Consider the following 18,644-nt stretch of genomic DNA (forward strand, 5'->3'; position numbering starts at 1 on the left):
CGATCGGGGAGGTTCCGATAATCCTTATGTTTTTCGCAATAGTTGAGGCAATAGCGCCCTAACCGCGGTCAAACGGACCGTCAGAAAGCGACACTCAGGCCCCGAAGGCCTTCCCCTGGGCGGTGCCCTTGCCCTTCTGCGGCGTGGCACCGGCCCGCAGATGTGCCGGGACCAGATCGATGGCGGGTTCGTTGTAGCCGACCGACACGATCCTGTCGCCCAGATATGTGAAAGTCGTCAGGGAGGCGAGCGTGCACTGCCGCTTGCGCGGATCGTGCCACAGCCGCCGCCGCTCCACGTACGACCGCACGATCCAGATCGGCAGCTGATGGCTGACCAGCACCGCCTCGTGCCCGCGCGCCCGGTCCTTGGCCGCGTTCAGCGCGCCCGTCATCCGCACGACCTGGTCGACGTACGGCTCGCCCCAGGACGGCCGGAACGGATTGACGAGGTGCTTCCAGTTCCCGGGCCGCTGCAGCGCCCCGTCGCCCACGCCGAAGGTCTTGCCCTGGAAGACGTTCTCGGCCTCGATGAGCCGCTCGTCGGTGTCCAGGTCGAGACCGTGCGCCTTGGCGATCGGGGTGGCCGTCTCCTGCGCCCGCTCCAGCGGCGAGGCGCAGACGTACGTCACGTCCCGCGGGGCGAGGTGCTCGGCGACCCGGTCGGCCATCTGCCGCCCCAGCTCGGACAGGTGGTAGCCGGGCAGCCGCCCGTACAGCACGCCGGTCGGGTTCTCGACCTCACCGTGGCGCATCAGATGGACGACGGTGACGTCCTTGTCCCTGTTGCTGACGCTGGTGCTCACGCGGTGGCCTCCGCAGCCGCTCGGGCCGCCGCCGGAAGGGCGTCGGCGATCTTCTGGACGGCCCGCTCGTCATGGGCCGTGGACACGAACCAGGACTCGAAGGACGACGGCGGCAGGTAGACGCCGTTCGACAGGAGCGAGTGGAAGAACGCGGTGAAGCGGTACGAATCCTGCCGCTTGGCGTCCTCGTAGGTGCGCACCCGACGGTCGGTGAAGAACACCGAGAACATGTTGGAGGCGGTCTGCAGCCGGTGCGCGACGCCTTCCTTGCTCAGCGCCTCGGTGACGAGGGCCTGGATCTGCGCCGAGACGGCGTTCACCTTGTCGTAGGCCGCGTCGTCGAGGAGGCGCAGCTGGGCGAGCCCGGCGGCGGTGGCGACCGGGTTACCGGAGAGGGTGCCGGCCTGGTAGACGGGGCCCGCGGGCGCCAGGTGCGCCATGACGTCGGCGCGCCCGCCGAAGGCGGCGGCCGGGAACCCGCCGCCCATCACCTTGCCGAAGGTCATGAGGTCGGGCTGCACGCCGTCGATCCCGTACCACCCGGCTCGGCTGGTCCGGAAGCCGGTCATGACCTCGTCGGAGATGTAGAGGGCGCCGTTCTTCCGGCAGGCGTCCTTCAGGCCCTGGTTGAATCCGGGGTCCGGCGGCACGACCCCCATGTTCCCCGGCGAGGCCTCGGTGATCACACACGCGATCTCGCCCGGGTACCGGTGGAAGGCCTCCTGCACGGACTCCAGGTCGTTGTACGGCAGCACGATCGTGTCGCCGGCCTGGGCACCGGTGACGCCCGGCGTGTCGGGCAGCGCGAAGGTGGCGACACCGCTGCCGGCCGCGGCGAGCAGGGCGTCGACGTGCCCGTGATAGCAGCCCGCGAACTTGATCACCTTGGACCGCCCGGTGAACCCGCGGGCGAGCCGGATGGCGGACATGGTCGCCTCGGTGCCGCTGCTGACCAGCCGCACCTGCTCCACGGGCTCCACCCGGGCGACGATCTCCTCGGCGAGCGCGACCTCGCCCTCACCGGGCGTGCCGAAGGACGTACCGCGTGCGACGGCCTCCTGGACGGCGGCGATCACCTCGGGGTGCGAGTGCCCGAGGATCATGGGACCCCAGGAGCAGACGAGGTCGACGTACTCGCGCCCGTCCGCGTCGGTCAGGTAGGGCCCGCGGCCGGACACCATGAAGCGGGGCGTGCCGCCGACGGCCCGGAAGGCGCGCACCGGCGAGTTCACCCCGCCGGGTGTGACGGCGGAGGCGCGGTCGAAGAGCGCCTGGGAGGCGGGCGCATCGTAGGGATAGGGCGTTTCGCTCAGGGCACTCATGGCGTGCGACTTCTCCGACTTCTCGGACTCCGGTGCTTGGGTGACCTCCTCAGGGTAGGCCGCGGACCGGCGGGAGCGTGGCCCGCCTCAAGATCGGCGCCGCCATCCGCCGTCGCCGCCCCCCGTCGGCATTCGCCATCTGCGAGACTGAGACCTGATACACACAGCTCATACGCACGTAATGATCAGAGGCCGGACAATAACCCGTGGACTGTTGTTCCACCGCACGTTTCGGTGGGCGGCCGTGGGGGAGGTCACTGACACGATGATCGGGTTGCGCGGCGGGGGCCACGCGTCCTAGAAAAGCAGTCGGGTGGAGATATGCATCGCGGTGGCGGACTGGGCGAGGGGACTGATGACCTGGGTCCTCGACGTGCCCGGCGGGGAAGGCACCGGCGCGACGCGGAGGAAGCGACTGAGACACGGCAGAGCGACGCACGTCAGACACAGGGTGTACCGGGTGAGCCCGATCGGTACGACCGGCAGACGGACCGGCAGCTGGAGCGACCCGTCGACCGCCGGCTCGACCACCGGGCCGACCGCCTGAGGGCGGGGAGCAGGAATGGTGGTCGGGTGGGGGTGACGTACAAATACTTCGGCGCGCCGGACGGCGCGACGGCGGCTCGCGTCCCCATCTCGATGCGCCCCGAAGAACTCGGCGGCGACGAGCTGGGCATGAACGGCATGTTCACCAAGATCAAGCCGGAGACGATGGCCGCGATGGTGCTGACCGGCATCGAGGGCGTCCCGCTGCACAAGGTCCCGCCCCTGGAACTCGTCGTCCTGCACCCCGACTACGCGGTCGTCAAACTCCCCATGACCGTCGTCGACCCCCTGCGCGGCATCGGCGAGGAAGCGGTCGGCGCGGCGGCCTTCATCTGGTCGACGGTCCCGGACCGGGGTGGTCCGCGGGACGCGTTCAACGTGTACCAGTTGCTGCACGAGTGGCAGGACTTCTCGCATCGGCTGCATGAGGCGGGGCATCAGCCTTATTGCCTTGTGTGGCCGTGACCTGGGGTTTCAGGGGTTTCGGGCGGGGTTTCTGACCCCGCCCTCGTCATGTGCGGAGAGAGGCCGTCAGGCGGCCAGGGCACAACGAGGGCACATGGGTTTCGCTGGGGGCACTGATGTGCCCTGGGTGCCGGGCCGGTCGTCCTCGACTTCGGCCTCGGCTTCTGCGAAGACGTCGTCGATCGCCTTGCGCGTCCGAGTCTCGCTGGACGGCAGCAGATGCGTGTACGTCCGCAGCGTGAAACCCGGGTCCGAGTGTCCGAGGTACTCGGAGAGCGCCTTGATGCTCTCCCCCGCGTCCAGGAGCACGGAGGCGTACGCGTGCCGGAGGGCGTGCATGCCGTCTTCCGGGGCCGCCTGGAGGTAGCGCGCCCCGCGCTCGCGGGGAGGGATCACGCCAGCGGCGGCCAGGGCACGCTTCCAGTCGCCCATGTTGAAGACGCTGCGGTTGTAGGCCCGCCCCTTCTTGTCGACGAAGAGGAGGCGGAAGGTTTTCGGCTCACCGTCCGGCTTGGTCCACGGCAGGGTGACGTCGACCGGCGGGAACTCCTTCATGTGCGCCTTGAGGGCGACGGCGAGCTGAGCCGACAGGGGCACTGACCGGATCCTGTTGCCCTTGGGCAGGGCGAAGACGGGCTTCGTACCGACCCGCCGCACCTGGCGGTTGATGTGGATCCAGCCGCCCTTGAAGTCGATGTCCTCGACGGCGAAGCCGAACACCTCGCCCTGCCGCAGACCGCAGCCGAAGGCGAGCTTGCCGCCGGCCTGGAAGCGCTTCGGGAGTCCGGCGATGACCGCGCGGACGCGCTCCAGCGACCAAGGGATGATCTTCTTCTTGGTCGCGGTCGGGAGCTTGACCGACTTCGCCTTGCACGGATTCTTCGGCAGCAGCCCGTCCTCCACGGCCGCACCGAGGATGCTGGAGAGGATGTCGAAGATGCCCTCGATCGTCGACACCTCCAGGCCGCCGTCCTGGAGTGTGCGGATCCAACCCTGGATGACCGAGGGCTGGTTGAGGGACCGCAGCTCACGTCGGCCGAGGTGCTCGACGATGTGGTTGCGGACCGTCGCCTCATAACGGAGCGCGGTCGTCGGGCCGACGGAATTCGCGGCGAGCCATTTCTGCGCGTAGGCGCCGAGCGTCTGCTTCGTCTCGGCGGGGACAACGTAGGAGCCCTGCCGGATCTCGACGTCGACCTCGGCGGCGCGGTTGTCCGCCTCGGCCTTCGTGTGGAAGTTCTCCTTGCGCTGGCGGTCGTCCAGGTCGCGGTAACGGACCTGCCAACGCTTACCGATGCCGTGGTCGGCAGTCGGGACCATCCGCTTCGTACGGCTCTTGTGCTCGCCGCACTCGGCCTCGGTGGGCTTGGGGTGGGACTTGTGCCAGCGGTCGTACACGTCAGCCAAGAAGGGCCTCCTGGGTGGGGATGAGGGAGTGGGAGGTGGCGTAGGACACCGGGGAGTGCGTCGGCCACGGGAGCAGCAGGGCTGCGGGAGGGGCGCCGAGCGCGGTGGCGAGGGCGACGAGGTCGTCTACGTCGCATCGGCGGCGGGCGCGTTCGGTACGGCTGAGGGCCGTGTTGGCCATCGGACGGCCCAGCGCGGTGCAGCGGGCCGCGAGCTGGTGCTGAGTCAGGCCGCGCACGAGACGTAGGTGCTCGATGGCGCGGGCGGTGTGGAGGCCGGCGGGGCCTATTCCGACAGGTCGATTGGGCATGACAGATAGCTGTAATTTGCAGCCGGGCGCCATGGCAAGAGTTAGCTCTTAAACTCTCCAATAGTCGTTCGAGGGTGAAGTGGCGTTCGTCTCGTCGAATTCCGGTACATCGCGAGGCGTTTCAGCCGAGGTGCCGTGTTACCTTCCCTCGTCGTTTTCGAGATGGGCGTTTTGGACAGACATCAGCCGCGATGTCCGGCTGGTCAGTCACGTCATCCCTGACCGCCAGGTGTTACCTCTGAGCTGCTGAGGTACCGGATTCCGGCACCTCGACCAGTTGCTTCGCCGCAAGAAAATTTCAGGCCCGGCGGGAGCGATTTCGGCAACCGGGGATCCACCCTTACTGTTTCCCTCTCCCCGGCCACACCGAAAGAAGTAGTGAGGAGTTTCAGAACCAACTCTGGACTTTTCTCCGGGTGGTGTGGCTTTGTTGTCCAGCCCATTGTTCAAGACCGAAAAGGAGCCCTGTGCCGAAGACCCCTCCCCGTAACACCAACGCCCCTGCCACCGCTGCGGCTGCCCAGCGTGGCCCGCTTGCCACCCCTGCGGAGGTCGCCGCCTATCTCGGGGTGCCGGTGAAGACGCTCTACCAGTGGAAGTACCGGGGCATCGGCCCCAGCGTCCACAAGGTCGGCCGTCACCTGCGCTACCGCTGGCGGGAGGTGGACGCGTGGCTGGACGCCCAGACGTCGTACGACCTCACGGCCTGACCCCGCATCTGACGCGGACGACGAAGTGGCCCCCGGCGCGCCAACGCCGAGGGCCGAAGACTCCCCTGCCGATCGCCCATCCCTGATCGAACGAGCTGGTGAGGGGCGGGACCTTGCCCGTCCTGCCCCTCACCGGAGAGGAACGCCTATGGACGACTCTACGTCCCCCAGCACCACGAACACCTCCCCCACCAGCTGGCCCACTCCCGCGGTCCCCGGCGAGGGCATCCCCTGGCGCCGCCAGGATCAGCAGGACACGCGGTCCCCCGCGTCGGGGACCGTCGAACACCCGGCGGATACGCAAGCACACAGGGACCGTCCCCAGCCGTCTGCTGATGCCGTTGTTGGGGACCGTCCCCGCGACGTGCCCGCTGCTCGGTCCCCGCATGTCCCGGTCCCCGTATCGACATCCGGTGCAAACCCGCAGGTCAGCGGCGAGAAATCGGGGACCGGTCCCCAAGAGACAGCCGTTTCACCAGGGGACCGTGATCACGGTCCCCGCCAGCCGGTGGGGCCCGACACCCCCGTAGCGGACACCGCCCAGCAGGAGGGGACCGGTCCCCTTGACGCGCGGGGACCGGATCACGAGGTCGGTCCCCGGCCTCCTCGGGGACCGGCAGACCCCTCGGAACAGGGTTCTGGTGAGGGTGCCGTGCTGCTGGATGAGTTGCGGACGGCGATCGGCAAGTACGTCGTGCTGCCCAGTGACGAGGCGCTGACCGCGGTCACCCTGTGGGTGGCGGCCACGCACATCCAGAGCGTTCTGCAGCACGCGCCGCGTCTGGCGGTCGTCGGCCCGACGAAGGGCTGCGGCAAGTCCCGGGTGCTGGACGTGCTCCACGAGACCGTGCACCAGCCGATCATGACGGTGAACATGTCCACGGCGGTGCTCTTCCGCGTCATCGGCAAGAACCCGCGCACGATCCTGGTGGACGAGGCCGACACCATCTTCAGCAAGGCCGGCGACAACGAGGAACTGCGCGGCCTGCTGAACGCCGGGCACCAGCGCAACCGGCCCGCCTGGCGCATCTCCGGTCCGGAGCACAAGCCCACCCCGTATCCGACCTTCGCCATGGCCGCGCTGGCCTCGATCGGCGACCTGCCCGACACGATCACCGACCGGGCGGTCGTGCTCCGCATGCAAAAGCGCAAGACCGGCGAGAAGGTGACCCCGTTCCGCTCGCGCTACGCCACACCGGAACTGAACGCGCTGCGGGACAAGCTGGCCGCCTGGCTGGGACCGCTGCGCGGCACGGCCGCCCGCATGGCGCCGACCATGCCGGTGGAGGACCGGGCGGCGGACACCTGGGAACCGCTGGTCATCATCGCCGACCTGGCCGGCGGCCACTGGCCCGCCCGTGCCCGTGCGGCCTGCGTGGCGATGACCCGGTTCGAGGCCGTCCAGGACGAGCAGACCAACCTGAAGACGCGGCTGCTGCGCGACATCCACCGCATCTTCCAGGCACACGGCAACCCCGAAGCCATGTCCTCCCTGGATCTGGTCACCGCCCTGCTCCAGGACCCCGACGCCCCCTGGGCGGAACACGGCACCAAGGGACTCAACGCCCACCACCTGGGCAACATGCTGAGGGACTTCGGCATCAGCCCGGCCAACTACCGCTTCGACAAGGGCAGGCAGGCCAAGGGGTACGCCCGTAACCGGTTCCTCGACAGCTGGGCCCGGCACTGCCCCGACCTCACCGAGACGGCGCCCGCCCCCGCGCACGACGCCACACCTGCGCACCGGGCTCAGGGCAAGCCGCCCGCCGCCCCGGCGGGCCAGCTGCCCGTCGGCCCGCCCGGCGGCCCCACCGGCCCCAAGCCCGCCCGCTGACCCGCCTCCCCCAGGGTCCGTATCAATGCGTCGCATCCGTCCCCGCGCAGGTCAGCGCGGGGACGGATGTCCTCGCCGGGACGGACTTCTCCGTACCTGCCCGACTGTCCGTACCTGTCCTGACCAGGCATGGGACGGATGCGACGCACGCGACACACCTCCCACCCTCACTCACCAACGGAGTACTCCGATGCGCGACCTGCACCCCGAACACCCCATGCCCCAGAAGCAGATGCCCCGCACCCCCGTCACACGCGCAGCAAGTTGTCGGGTAAGGAGTCCTTACCCGGCCCCCGCCCTGGAGGGTGCGGAGGCATCCGGCGCAGGGGCACCGGAGTCGGTCGGCCCAGGGGAGCCGACCGGGACTGGAGGCAGCGAGCCGTCGTCGAACGTGCCGCAACAGCCTGCGCCGCGTCGCCGTCTCCGTGACAAGCAGCTGCGCGAGCGCCGCGTCCACCCCCGTTACAACGACGCCGAGTTCGCCCTCGTCCAGAAGGCCGCCGCCCTGAGCCGCATGCAGCCCGGCGGCTACGTCGCCGAGTGCTCGCTCGCCGCCGCCCGCGCCGACGACCCCACCGCAGCCGTCGCCGACTACCGCACCATGGTCAAGGCGCTCATGGCCGCCAACCGGCAGCTCGGCGGCATCGGCAACAACCTCAACCAGCTCACCTGGCACCTCAACAGGGACGGCGCCTGGCCCCACTCCGACACCGTCCAACGGCTCCTGGAGCGTGTCGAGGCGTCCATCACCGAGGTCGACACCGCGGTTGCCCAGATCACCGAGGGGCGGTGAGCCCTTGATCCCGAAGATCATCCTCGGCAAGGGGCCAGAGGCCACACGCCGCACGATCGGCTACCTCTTCAGCAAGGGCCGGGCCAACGAACACATCGACCCGCACCTGGTGGCCTCCTGGAACAACTTCGCCCCCGACCCCGGCCGCAGCCCCCACCGCGACCCGAGGGAGGTAGAAGCGCAGCTCGCCGCGCAGCTCGACCAGCCCGTGAAGATGCTCGGCGACAAAGCACCCAAACACACCCTGTGGCACTGCCCCGTCCGTGCCGCACCCGAAGACCCGATCCTCACCGACACCCAGTGGGCCACCATCGCCCGCCGGATCGTGGCCGCCGCCGGCATCGCCCCCGAAGGCGATACGGAAGCCTGCCGCTGGGTGGCCGTCCGTCACGCCGACGACCACATCCACATCGCCGCCACCCTCGTCCGCCAGGACGGCCGCCGCCCCCAGCGCGACTACGACCAGCGCGCCGTCCAGCGCGAAGCCCGCCAGATCGAAGTCGACTACGGGCTCAGGCGGTTGAAACCGGGCGACGGCACCGCCGCCAAACGCCCCACCAGCAAGGAACACTTCAAAGCCAAACGCCTGGGCCACGACACCACCTCCCGCGACGTCCTGCGCCTGCGGGTTCGCCGAGCCGTCGCCGCCGCGGCCGACGAGGCCGAGTTCTTCGCCCTGCTGGAGGCCACCGGCGTGAACGTGCGCCTCAAGCGCGGCCCGTCCGGCGACGCACTCGGCTGCAACTTCGCCCTGCCCGGCGACACCAACGACCAGGGCGAGCCGGTCTTCTACTCCGGCTCCGCCCTCGCCCCCGACCTCTCCCTCCCCCAGATCCGCCGACGCCTCGCCACCACCAGCCCCGAACCAGTCACCGCCCGGCCGGGCAACCCGTGGCATCAGGCCACCGCCGCCACCGAACGCATCCCCCACCACCTCACCCACGGCGACGACCACACCGCCCAAGGGCAGCTGGTCGCGCTCGGCGCCGCACTGGACCTCCTGCCGGTCACCGCACCGGCCGCGCTCAAGGCCGAACTCGAACAGGCCGCCGCCGTCTTCGAGCGCGCCACCCGCTCCCGCATCGCCGCCGACCTCGACAGCACCCGCGTCCTGCGCCGCAGCGTCCAGGCGATCTGGAAGGACCCCGCACGGCACGAAGACGGTGCCGGACTGGCGATGCTGCTGGACGTCGCCCTCACCGCGGTCGCCTACGCGATGCACTGGCACCGCGTCCGCCAGCACGCCCAGCAGGAGGCAGCAGCGGAACAAGCCCTCGTCCATCTGCAGGTCGCGTACGCGCAGGTCGCCGGCCCGGTCCTGACGGGCCTCGCACGCCGCTCCCCTGGCCTCCAGACCAAGCGCCGCTTTGCCCACCACCTCCAGGAGGCTGTACCGGAACACGCCGAGCGCATCCTGGCCGACCCCGCCTGGGACGCGCTCGCCACCGTGCTCGCCGAGGCCGAAGCAGCAGGACACAACGCAGCCACCGTCCTCGACCAGGCGCTCGGCCAGCGCACCCTGGACGACGCCCACAGCCCCGCCCGCGCCCTGACCTGGCGCATCCGCCGCCTCGGCGAGCGTCACGCGCCCAGTCCACGAGCCGAGGCAGCCCGGGCCCGCCGTGCTGCAGAGCGCCCCGCCGTGCTGCCCTCGCAGGAAGCCCGGACCATGCGGCGCTGATCAAGCGCTCATCGAGACACCAACCTTCTGGTGCACGACGAAGCCTCCAAGCATCCGAGCCACGCGTTGATTGGCTTCGGAGCAGAGGCATCTTTCGGTCAATGTTCAACCAGGATGCCTCCGTGCACGGCTTGTGCGGGTTTGCGGTATGGCCGCTCTTGCCAAGCGCGTGGACGATGCCCCTCTGTGCCTGCCGCAGCGTCATCGCGGTTGGCCCGGTAGACACGGGGGTGGGAAGTTGGCGTTCGCGGAGCACCAGTCAGTCTTTTCGGCGCCTGCGGTACCGCTCGGGACCGCGGACGTTGCCGGGGAAGTGATCCGGCACGGCGCGTACACCGAAGGCGTCACCCGCCGCTTGAGCGCCGCCGCCTTCGCCCGCACGGACTGGCTCGCCGTGCTGCGCACCCAACTGGCAGAACAGTGGAAGAGATTGAAGGCGGCCATACGGAAACGCCTGCGATGGCTGTTCCCCGCCAAGGAGGAAGAAAAGACCGCCGACTCGTCCGAGCCGACGCCTCCGTCGGTCGTGCTGGGCGAGGACTACGCGGTCTGGGTCCGTCGCCGCATCAAGAAGTCAGCCCGGCCGGTACCGGTCTACGGGTTCCACCAGGAACCTGTCATTCACGCTAGTGACCGAGCCATCCGCCACATGCGAAGACGACGAGCAGCCGTTTTCGCAGTGATCACGCTCGTCGTCTGGCAGACGACCGCCGGCGCTCTGAGTGCGGGCTGGGCGACCCTGGTCCTGCTGGCCGGCGTATGGGCCGTCTACCTGGGCGAGCGCTATCTGGCACAGGTGCGGTTCAACGCCCTGTTGGCCGGAGAACTGCACGCACCCGCACCGGCCGCGCAGGCTCACGCCCTGCCATACCTCTACGAACGCCGCCCAAGCGGGGACCGACACCGGTTCCTCGGGGCAGGTCTCCAGGCATGGCACGAGGCAGTCATCGGCATCGACGTCGAGCCCGCCCCCGAGGGCCAGGACGAAGAAGACGATGCCACCACGCCGCCCCCGGGCTTCCGCACACCGGCGCAAAGCCCGGGCCAGCCGGACATGACCGAAGTGGCCAAGGCGGTCCTGGAGGCGTTGGCCAAGCACAACAAGCCGGTGGCCCGCAAACCGCTCAAGCACTTCACCGTCGCCCAGCTGCACACCCATGTCGCGCGCCGCCTGAACGACCCGGCTCCCGCCCATCACCGGGACCACCCCATCCCGCGCATGGAGGTCATCGGAATCTCCGGCATCCACTACAAACGGTGGGACGAGATCGACGACGACACGTGGCGCAGCCTGCACACCCTCGCCGTGGACAGCTTCGGCGACAAGCCCGCCGAGGAGATCGCCCGCCGCTACATCTGGGCACGGGTGACCGCCTGGAACGGCGACCTCATCGCCGCCATACTCGTCCACTTCGCCTACCAGGGCGGCTTCCTACGCGTCACCGTCCGCCCGCACATCATGGGTCCGCTCAACCCGCAGGTCGCCGGACTCAAGCCCGCCGACCCCCGCGCCCTCAAATGGTTCGGCCGAACGGCTTTCAACGCCCTCGGTGACATCTACGTGGGGCTCGACCGGCTCATACGCCGCAAGCCGCGCAAGCGCCCGGAACTCGATCCCGGCAGCGGGCCGGTCAGCCTTCGCGAGGTCAATAGCGTCCGTTGGATCGAAGACATGCACACGAATGACGACGCCCGCTATTACGTGCAGATGATGCAGCGCCGCGTCTTTGACTCCACCGAGATCTTCCTGCGCAACCACAACGTCGACATCGCCGCCTACCAGCAACAAGCCACCGCGATCTATAACTTCGGCGTCATGAACGGCGGCACCATGACCGGCCCCGTGCAGGCCGCACCGCTCTCTGCCAACCCCTCCATGACGAACTGACCGGCAAGACGCCCAGGAGCCCCGCATGCCCATCCGCCGCCAGCCCGACCCGGCCCCGAACGGTCCCAACTTCGGGATCATCAACACCGGTCACATGACCGGGCCAGCCCAAGCTGCAGCGTTCTCCCAGAACGTCAGCCAGACCAACAACATCACCAACGAAGCCGTCACCGAAGCCCGCGAAAGCATCGAGGGACTCCGACGCCGCCTGGAAGAACTGCGCGGCCAGTACCCCGAAGTGGACGCCGCCCTGCGCGATCTCGACATGATCAACCCGCGCCTGGACGAACCCGAACGCGATCCCGGCACCCTGCGCTACATGCTCCAGAACCTCGTCGAACGCTGCGGGGGCATCCCCAACCTCCTCACCGCTGCCCAGCTCGTCCAGTCCACCGTGCTCGCACTGCTTCCCGGCTCCTGAACACCTGCCACTTCGGCCCGATGCTCAGCGGATCAGGTACTGACGACGCGACTGTCGAAACCGGCGTCCAGGAGGCGCTCGTAAGCGCTACTCACATCGCCCGGTACGTCCTGCTCGACGGCGAAGCCGAGCTTCGGGTACTCGATCACCCGTTGCAGGTCGCCGACGAGCATGTCGACCACGAGCTTCTCGTCACCGATCGACTTGATGTAGTCGTCCAACTCCAGCGACTCGGAGGCGCACACGACCTCAACCTCCGGCCACAACTTGCGGCACGTCGCGTACGAGCGGCGCTCCATGTACGGCTTGGAGATCAGCAGCAGCGACTCGACCGCGATGCCGGCCTCGGCCAGCAGCTCGCGGGAGAAGGTGATGTTCTGGCCGGTGTTGGCTGCCTTCGGCTCGACCCGGATGGCCTCGTTCGGCACACCCAGGCTCAGCGCATGCTCGCGGTAGTGGACCGCCTCGCCGCGCGGGAAGCGGGTGCGGGTGGTGGGGCTGTTGCCGCCGCTGAAGACCACGACCGGGAAGAGGCCGGCGCGGTAGAGGTTGACGGCCGTGGTGGCGACGCCGACATCGTGGCTGCCCAGGCCGATCGCCGCCGAGCAGGGCCGCTGCTCATGGCCCATCCGGTGATAGTTCCAGATCAGCGTCGCGTCGTGGAACTGCTCGTCGGAGATCTGGCGCCGCTCGTGCTTGGGCACTGGCACTCCCTGACTCATCTCTGCTGGTCCCTTCGGATGCCCTCGATGCTGTGCATCTGATGGCTCAGCCTTACTGGCGGGTCACCTGAACCATGTGGCTGACGACGAATCTCCGATCATTCCGGATCGCCGCATTCGACAGAGGACTGTGCCAACCCGACCGCCTCCCGCGTCGAGCAACGCGCCAGCATCCGCGCCATTTACAGTCAGATGATGGCTGGTCCAACTCTCCATCCTGCGACGGCATTAGCCGACGCCTCACCCTTGATACCGAGCTACGGTGTAGGCGCCGGGGCCAGAAACAGGCAGTGCACCTGCTTCGTTCACGATCTCCAGGACCTTGAACCCGGCAGTGAGCGCGTACAGCTCCAGTTCGCGAGGGCCGAGAACACGTCGCCGGATGGAATCGTGGCACTCCTCGCCCGAATCGAACACCCAGTGCCGACGCATGGTGTTGATCTGCGTCCGCAGATCCCACTCGTAGCTGATGGCCACGGTGGCAGACCCGAGGCGGGTCTCGACACCAGCCTGTTGAGGACTCGGGGACTCGATCGGGGCTACCGGGGAGCACAACACGAGCAGGGTGTTCGGATGCGCGTGCGCGGCGAATGTCTGGAACGTTGCCTGGACGTCCGCGTTGTCGTGGACGTAGGCGAGCGAGTTCCCCAGGCACACCAGGACGTCAGCAGTGTGACCGAGTCGGACAGTACGCATGTCCCCGACCCGGCAGTCGAGTCCGGGGCGCGTGCGGCGCGCGTAGTCGACCAGGACAGGCTGGAGATCAATGCCGATGCAGTCGAAGCGCTGGGCCAGCAGCTCCAAGTCCCTGCCGGTACCGCAGCCGAAGTCCAGCAAAGTGCGGGCTTTCGGGCAGTGCCGGTCGATGAGCTCCCGACAGACGCTTGCGCTGTCGCTGTCGGCCTGCACGCTGTCGTACAGCGCAGGGTCCCGGTAGAAGAGGTTGGACGCTTCGAGGCATTCTGCCTCCACGATGTCCAGGCTGCTCATGCAAGGCTCCGGAGTCCGACTTCCAGGGCGAGTGTGTCGCACAGCAGGTCAGGCACCACGGGGGCTTTCTCGGCGTGATCCCGGGCGCGGGCCAGGGCGACCGGATCAACGTAGCCGAGATCGACCAGCAGTGACTCGCGAAGCACGTCGTCCAGAAGCGGAAGACCGTAACTTCGCAGGCCCCTCTCCATGACTGCGAGGAAGTTCTCCGGTTCACTGGGGGACGCGACGGACTCGGCCAGTCCCGCGCGCCGCAGGCGGTTGCGGAACATCGCCTTGCCCCGTTTGTGCTCGTGTGGCAGCTGTTCCATGAAGCGGACGACTCGGGGGTGGACGAGTGGAGCGATCGGCCAGATTCCGAGTCGCAGGTAGGCGGGGTTGTGCAGGCCGAAGGCCACGAGCGTGGGTACAGGGAGCACGGGGATGGGGGCGAGGTTCTCGTCCACCTGGGCCAGGGCCTCGATGGTCTTGTCGCCGAGCCACGGGACGGGATCGGCTGCGGGAAGTTCGGCGTTCGTACGCGAGTGGCAGGCATTGACCTCGTCCCCACCACCGCCCGTGAAGATCACCTCGCAACCGTGGGCTGCCACGTGCTCGCGCACGACGTCGAAAGCCTCCTGGTAGAAGGCTCCTGCCGGGTCGTGCGGCACTCCGCGCTCCCGTACCCCTCCGGGTACGAACGGCGGGTACTGCATGGCCGGGACGGCCGTGTCCCGCAGACCCAGGTGATCCGCGAGCATGCGGCGTCTGTCTTGCTGGAGCCGGCCGATCCTGCCGTCCATGAGCAGCCCGAATGTGTGGACGGATCCGAAGCCGGCTGCGGCGGTTGAGAGAGACACGTTGCCCGAGTCGGCCCCACCGGACAATTCAACGCCGACGCAGTTCACCGTTGAACGCCACTCGGCCACGGCCCCGGTCAGCAGCGCATCGAAAGCGTCTACGGGGTCGACATCCGCGCGTAGCTTTCGGGGTTCCAGCACGTGCTGGGCGGGCTCGGGGTAGAGGATCGTGAGTCCGGCCGTCGTGAAGACGGCCGTAGCGCGTTCCGTGAGCCGGTACACCCCTTCGAAGAGGGTGTCGGCGCTGTAGCGGTGTTGTCGGCTCAGGGTGCGTGCCACAGCCCGGGGATTGAGTCGGTCAGGTCGAAGGTGGGGCCGCAGGTCCACCAAGTCCCAGGAGCCGTATAGGTCTTCTCCGACTGCTACGAGGTACAGCGGCGCGGTGCCGAACACGCCCGCCGAAACCTGAACCTCGTCGGGGCGGAGAAGCAGTGACGTGAAGTCCACCTCCCCGCCTTTGTCCTCTCTCACCAGCGCACAGACGCCGGTTCCGTCACCCGGCACGAGTTCTGCGTCCGGGACGGCTACGTGAGCCGGTCTGATCCAGCTCTGTCCGTTTACCCAACGGTCGGTGTCCCAGCGCCAGGTCGTGCTCCGTGTATCGGCCAGCCGCACACGAAAGGAAAGCACCCGCTTCTCCTTCACTCACGAGGCGGTGGAGCAGGGCGCGTGGCCCTGCTCCACCGCGCTCATGGGTTGATCAGCTGCAGTGGTCGCCGTTGTTGTCGCCGCCGCCGGGCATCTTGTCGAGCAGCGCCGCGTCCATGCTGGGGATACCGGTGACCAGGTCGCCGGTGAACAGTTCGTCGATGTTCATGGTCGTTCCTCTCCTACGGAGTGAGTGGACGAGCCCCGCGACCTGCGGAGCCCTGGGCCCGTCCCGGCCGCGGGCAGATCCGGCGACCGGGACGGGGGCTTCTCGGGGGTGCTGCTGCCACGGCGGCATGGCGCCGGCGCGCCGTCGTGGGTCCCGCTCCGGCCGCTGGGGAGCTACTGAGCCTGCCCCGGCGGGGAAACCGGGTCTTCCTGAGGGCTCGCGCGGCCGGAGCGGGAATCAGTGAATGCCCGTCGGGGGCTAGGAGCGGTCGAAGTACCAGAAGGCCCAGGCGACCGGTGAGGTAGAGCCGATGATCTGGGCTGACAGCAGCCACTGCCGCCAGCCGTAAGGGCCATGGCGCCTGTCGCTTCCCCGTCTCACCATCCTCGCGACACCGCCAGCGTGATCGAGCCGCCGAGCGCAAGGACCGAGACGACGTACAGGACTTGGGCCGTGATCTGGTTTCTCACGGTTTGCTGTGGCCCTTCTCGGGGTGCCGGACGATGGGTGGTAGGCCGGGTGGGCTGATGAACAGGCGCCGTGCCCGCTCCTGCTCGGGCAGGGTCGCTCCGGCCCTGCGCACGGGCAGGTCCGTGGGGGATTCGTCAGCCATCGACCTGCCCGTCCTGTTCCTGCCTCTCGCGGTAGACGTCGGCGAAGCGCCGGGTCAGCAGGCCGACTTCACGCATGTACTGGTAGGCGCCGAAGTGGGTGGACTCCGCGGTCGGCCGGCGCGTCAGGTCGAGGACCCGGTAGCCCTCCCGGAACAGCGCCTGGACGGCCGGGTCCTCGTCGAAGCCGAGGTCCTCGGCCATCAGCGCTCTGAGGTGGCCGACCAGCTCCCGGGTCGTCGCGTCGATCACCGGGCGATCGGGCATCGCGAGCCCGACGGCGAGCGCCGTGGCCACACTCTCGTCGACCGTCTCCAGGACGATCGGGAGCTGCACCGCCTCGGACGACATGGCGCTGTGTGTTCCCATGCCCGCACCCCTTCTCCGGTGTCCACGGTTGTCGTGGCTGACAACGTCCAGAAAACCGGCTCGGGTTGGCGCGGACCACGGCATCCATGAGGCAGTCCTGGGACACTCATGGGACAGATCAGCGCCGCCAGGGTAGACACGGACCGGAACGTGGAAAGGGGGCGGCATGGGGCTTGCGGAGCGGCGCAGGGCGCTGGGCTACAGTCAGGAAGAGCTCGCGCACGCCCTCGGCGTCGACCGGCGCACGATCGGGCGATGGGAGACGCGCACCACCACCCCCCAGCCGCCATTACGGCCACGGCTGGCCGAGCTGCTGCACCTCGACCTTGACGAACTCGACGCCCTGGTGGGACAGCCACAAGCAGCCCGTCCGGAGTCGGCAGGGTCGCCGCCTCGCGACCACCACGGCTCAGGGGACCTCGACGACATGATCCGACGCCAGTTTCTGCGCGCCATAGCCGTCACCAGCGCCCTGGTGGCCCTGACCGCCGACGAGAGTGCCGCCCTCGCCGACGGAGCTCGGCGTGGGACGTCCGAGGACTTCCTGCGCATGAACGGCCACCTGTGGCAGGTGTACCAACTCGCTCGTGCCAAGGGCTCCGTGTACCCGATCGTCCGTGACCAGCTCACCACGCTCAACGACACCTTCGACGGCCAACCGGCGGCGGAATCCCAGGCCCTGTGCAGCGCGGCCGGCGACCTCTTCCAGCTCGCCGGAGAACTGTCCTTCGACGGCAACCGCTACACCGACGCAGCCGCGTCCTACACGCTCGCCGCTTCCGCCAGCAAGGAAGCCCAGTCCTATGACCTGTGGGCATGCGCCCTGGTCCGGCACGCATACGTCGACCTCTACGAGCGCCGCTACGCCGAGGCGGCCGGCACTCTCTCGGCCGCTGAGAGGGTGGCGCGGCGCGGGGACAGCTCGCTGTCCACCCGCCATTGGGTCGCCTCCGTCCAGGCCGAGGCGTATGCCGGACTCGGAAACCTGTCCGCCTGCGAGCGTGCCCTGGACGAGGCGGAGAAAGTGACGGACCTCAGCGGCCAGGCCCACAACGGCGGCTGGCTGCGCTTCGACGGCTCCCGCCTCGCCGAGGAACGCGGCGCCCGCTACCTCCAGCTCGGGCGCCTCGACCTCGCCGAGAAGGCCCTCTCGACCGCCCTGAGCCAGGACCTGCTCGCCTCCGGCCAGTCCTTCCGGCGACGCGGCGCAGTCCTGACCGACCTCGCGTCCATCGGTGCCAAGCGCCGCGACCCGGACCAGGTCCTCACCTACGGCCGCGAGGCCCTGCAGCTCGCCCGGACGACGTCCTCCGGCTACATCGCCCGTAAACTCCAGGGGCTACGAACCGACCTCGGCCCCCTCGCCCGCGACGCCCGTGTGGTCGAACTGGGCGCCGAGATCGACGCACTGTGCACGACGTGACGAGAGGGGAAGCCATGTCGCAGACCGAGGGCGCACGACTGTTCCGCGAGGCTTGGATCACCGGAGTGCGCAAGCACTTCCCCGGCGAACCCAAGCCCGGCTACATCACCCCTTGGGAAGACACCCCGGACTGGGAACGGCAGGCCGCTGGCGCCGTCCACGACCAGGTGCGACAGTTCCTCGACCTCAGCGACCGCCACGCCTCCCGCCTCACCCGCGAACAGAAGAGCCGCTTCGTCGCCACGTGCTGGACCGCCCAGATGTACCGCCACTTCGAGGACCCTAAGCCCGGCTACGTCGCCGATTGGCCCGACCTGCCCGACTGGCAGAAGGAGACGGACGCCGACATCTTCGAGGCCATCGAAGAGGCTTCGAAGTAACTGGCAATGACCGAGGCCAACCTGTCCGGCCCCCGCCACTTCCTCCGCTCGTACTCCGCAGTCGAGGTCCGTCACCTGATCACCGTGCCAGCACTGGTAAGCATTTCCAATCCGTGCGCCAGGCTCCCAGCGCCCTGAACATCCAGATCCGTCTTGTCGACTGAAGCTTGACCGCTAGGACCAGAGCCTGTCCGGTCGGCGGGGAGGGACACCGGACAGGCTCTGGTGGATATCCGAAGACTTCAGTGCCGAGGCCAGAGCCATGCCGGCTGAAATCTTCAGTGCGGTCGGACACCGGCGCCCAGCGGTGC

At 68.7% G+C, this 18,644-nt stretch carries 18 protein-coding genes; 9 read left to right on the top strand and 9 right to left on the bottom strand.

From position 1 onward, the window contains the following. Nucleotides 1-94 precede the first annotated feature (94 nt). Both AB0L59_RS08205 and hemL read right to left on the bottom strand, forming a co-directional pair. Nucleotides 95-754, bottom strand: a complete 660-nt coding sequence (locus AB0L59_RS08205; protein WP_365580969.1) for a histidine phosphatase family protein — start codon at nt 752-754, stop codon at nt 95-97. A 47-nt stretch (nt 755-801) separates the two neighbouring features. Beyond that, on the bottom strand, nt 802-2,118 hold the full coding sequence (gene hemL / locus AB0L59_RS08210; RefSeq protein ID WP_365580970.1) for a glutamate-1-semialdehyde 2,1-aminomutase: 1,317 nt from the start codon (nt 2,116-2,118) through the stop codon (nt 802-804). Nucleotides 2,119-2,700: 582 nt separating this feature from the next. Here hemL and AB0L59_RS08215 point away from each other — a divergent pair. Beyond that, nucleotides 2,701-3,138: a hypothetical protein gene (locus AB0L59_RS08215; RefSeq protein WP_003974483.1), complete on the top strand. Its 438-nt coding sequence runs from the start codon at nt 2,701-2,703 to the stop codon at nt 3,136-3,138. A gap of 66 nt (nt 3,139-3,204) precedes the next feature. On the opposite strand, the gene AB0L59_RS08220 is transcribed toward AB0L59_RS08215, so the two are convergent. Both AB0L59_RS08220 and AB0L59_RS08225 read right to left on the bottom strand, forming a co-directional pair. Further along, the gene (locus AB0L59_RS08220; protein ID WP_365580972.1) at nt 3,205-4,536 is read right to left on the bottom strand and encodes a site-specific integrase; all 1,332 of its coding nucleotides are present in this window, start codon (nt 4,534-4,536) and stop codon (nt 3,205-3,207) included. Between the two features lies 1 nt (nt 4,537). Continuing rightward, on the bottom strand, nt 4,538-4,855 hold the full coding sequence (locus AB0L59_RS08225; protein WP_365580719.1) for a helix-turn-helix transcriptional regulator: 318 nt from the start codon (nt 4,853-4,855) through the stop codon (nt 4,538-4,540). Between the two features lie 467 nt (nt 4,856-5,322). On the opposite strand from AB0L59_RS08225, the gene AB0L59_RS08230 reads away from it, so the two are divergent. The 6 genes from AB0L59_RS08230 to AB0L59_RS08255 all read left to right on the top strand — a co-directional run bounded on the left by AB0L59_RS08230 (nt 5,323) and on the right by AB0L59_RS08255 (nt 12,182). Continuing rightward, nucleotides 5,323-5,565 carry a helix-turn-helix domain-containing protein gene (locus tag AB0L59_RS08230; RefSeq protein ID WP_365580721.1) on the top strand — a complete coding sequence of 81 codons (243 nt, stop codon included), beginning with the start codon at nt 5,323-5,325 and terminating at the stop codon, nt 5,563-5,565. 652 nt (nt 5,566-6,217) lie between these two features. Beyond that, complete coding sequence (locus AB0L59_RS08235) at nt 6,218-7,399, top strand: DUF3631 domain-containing protein (RefSeq protein ID WP_365580723.1); 1,182 nt, start codon at nt 6,218-6,220, stop codon at nt 7,397-7,399. 391 nt (nt 7,400-7,790) lie between these two features. Further along, complete coding sequence (locus AB0L59_RS08240; RefSeq protein WP_365580727.1) at nt 7,791-8,192, top strand: MobC family plasmid mobilization relaxosome protein; 402 nt, start codon at nt 7,791-7,793, stop codon at nt 8,190-8,192. Between the two features lie 4 nt (nt 8,193-8,196). Next, nucleotides 8,197-9,873 (top strand): mobilization protein, encoded by a 1,677-nt coding sequence (locus AB0L59_RS08245; protein ID WP_365580729.1) that lies wholly within the window; start codon nt 8,197-8,199, stop codon nt 9,871-9,873. Between the two features lie 238 nt (nt 9,874-10,111). Next, a complete protein-coding gene (locus tag AB0L59_RS08250) occupies nt 10,112-11,761 on the top strand; it encodes a hypothetical protein (protein ID WP_365580732.1) in 1,650 nt (549 codons plus the stop codon). 25 nt (nt 11,762-11,786) lie between these two features. Continuing rightward, the gene (locus AB0L59_RS08255) at nt 11,787-12,182 is read left to right on the top strand and encodes a hypothetical protein (RefSeq protein WP_365580734.1); all 396 of its coding nucleotides are present in this window, start codon (nt 11,787-11,789) and stop codon (nt 12,180-12,182) included. Between the two features lie 32 nt (nt 12,183-12,214). On the opposite strand, the gene AB0L59_RS08260 is transcribed toward AB0L59_RS08255, so the two are convergent. The 5 genes from AB0L59_RS08260 to AB0L59_RS08280 form a co-directional block, all read right to left on the bottom strand. Beyond that, complete coding sequence (locus AB0L59_RS08260; RefSeq protein WP_365580736.1) at nt 12,215-12,904, bottom strand: YdcF family protein; 690 nt, start codon at nt 12,902-12,904, stop codon at nt 12,215-12,217. A gap of 240 nt (nt 12,905-13,144) precedes the next feature. Beyond that, entirely contained in the window at nt 13,145-13,894 is a 750-nt protein-coding gene (locus tag AB0L59_RS08265; RefSeq protein ID WP_365580739.1) for a methyltransferase domain-containing protein, read from the bottom strand. Continuing rightward, nucleotides 13,891-15,378 carry an asparagine synthase-related protein gene (locus AB0L59_RS08270; RefSeq protein WP_365580741.1) on the bottom strand — a complete coding sequence of 496 codons (1,488 nt, stop codon included), beginning with the start codon at nt 15,376-15,378 and terminating at the stop codon, nt 13,891-13,893. The genes AB0L59_RS08265 and AB0L59_RS08270 overlap by 4 nt, the downstream gene beginning before the upstream one ends. A 638-nt stretch (nt 15,379-16,016) precedes the next feature. Further along, the gene (locus AB0L59_RS08275; protein ID WP_365580743.1) at nt 16,017-16,163 is read right to left on the bottom strand and encodes a hypothetical protein; all 147 of its coding nucleotides are present in this window, start codon (nt 16,161-16,163) and stop codon (nt 16,017-16,019) included. After that, a complete protein-coding gene (locus tag AB0L59_RS08280; protein WP_365580745.1) occupies nt 16,156-16,530 on the bottom strand; it encodes a hypothetical protein in 375 nt (124 codons plus the stop codon). The genes AB0L59_RS08275 and AB0L59_RS08280 overlap by 8 nt, the downstream gene beginning before the upstream one ends. A gap of 166 nt (nt 16,531-16,696) precedes the next feature. Here AB0L59_RS08280 and AB0L59_RS08285 point away from each other — a divergent pair, with 166 nt between their 5' ends. Beyond that, the gene (locus AB0L59_RS08285; protein ID WP_365580748.1) at nt 16,697-17,953 is read left to right on the top strand and encodes a helix-turn-helix domain-containing protein; all 1,257 of its coding nucleotides are present in this window, start codon (nt 16,697-16,699) and stop codon (nt 17,951-17,953) included. Between the two features lie 14 nt (nt 17,954-17,967). Continuing rightward, nucleotides 17,968-18,333, top strand: a complete 366-nt coding sequence (locus AB0L59_RS08290; RefSeq protein ID WP_365580751.1) for a hypothetical protein — start codon at nt 17,968-17,970, stop codon at nt 18,331-18,333. Nucleotides 18,334-18,644: the final 311 nt, after the last annotated feature.

The organism is Streptomyces sp. NPDC052109 (assembly GCF_040680195.1).
Taxonomy (GTDB): Bacteria; Actinomycetota; Actinomycetes; order Streptomycetales; family Streptomycetaceae; genus Streptomyces.

Coding starts and splice junctions, on each gene's coding strand:
- AB0L59_RS08265 (WP_365580739.1), bottom strand. CDS start 13,894: ATGAGCAGCCTGGACATCGTGGAGGCAGAATGCCTCGAAGCGTCCAAC.
- AB0L59_RS08285 (WP_365580748.1), top strand. CDS start 16,697: ATGGGGCTTGCGGAGCGGCGCAGGGCGCTGGGCTACAGTCAGGAAGAG.
- AB0L59_RS08255 (WP_365580734.1), top strand. CDS start 11,787: ATGCCCATCCGCCGCCAGCCCGACCCGGCCCCGAACGGTCCCAACTTC.
- AB0L59_RS08290 (WP_365580751.1), top strand. CDS start 17,968: ATGTCGCAGACCGAGGGCGCACGACTGTTCCGCGAGGCTTGGATCACC.
- AB0L59_RS08275 (WP_365580743.1), bottom strand. CDS start 16,163: ATGGCTGACGAATCCCCCACGGACCTGCCCGTGCGCAGGGCCGGAGCG.
- AB0L59_RS08280 (WP_365580745.1), bottom strand. CDS start 16,530: ATGGGAACACACAGCGCCATGTCGTCCGAGGCGGTGCAGCTCCCGATC.
- AB0L59_RS08205 (WP_365580969.1), bottom strand. CDS start 754: ATGCGCCACGGTGAGGTCGAGAACCCGACCGGCGTGCTGTACGGGCGG.
- AB0L59_RS08260 (WP_365580736.1), bottom strand. CDS start 12,904: ATGAGTCAGGGAGTGCCAGTGCCCAAGCACGAGCGGCGCCAGATCTCC.
- AB0L59_RS08225 (WP_365580719.1), bottom strand. CDS start 4,855: ATGCCCAATCGACCTGTCGGAATAGGCCCCGCCGGCCTCCACACCGCC.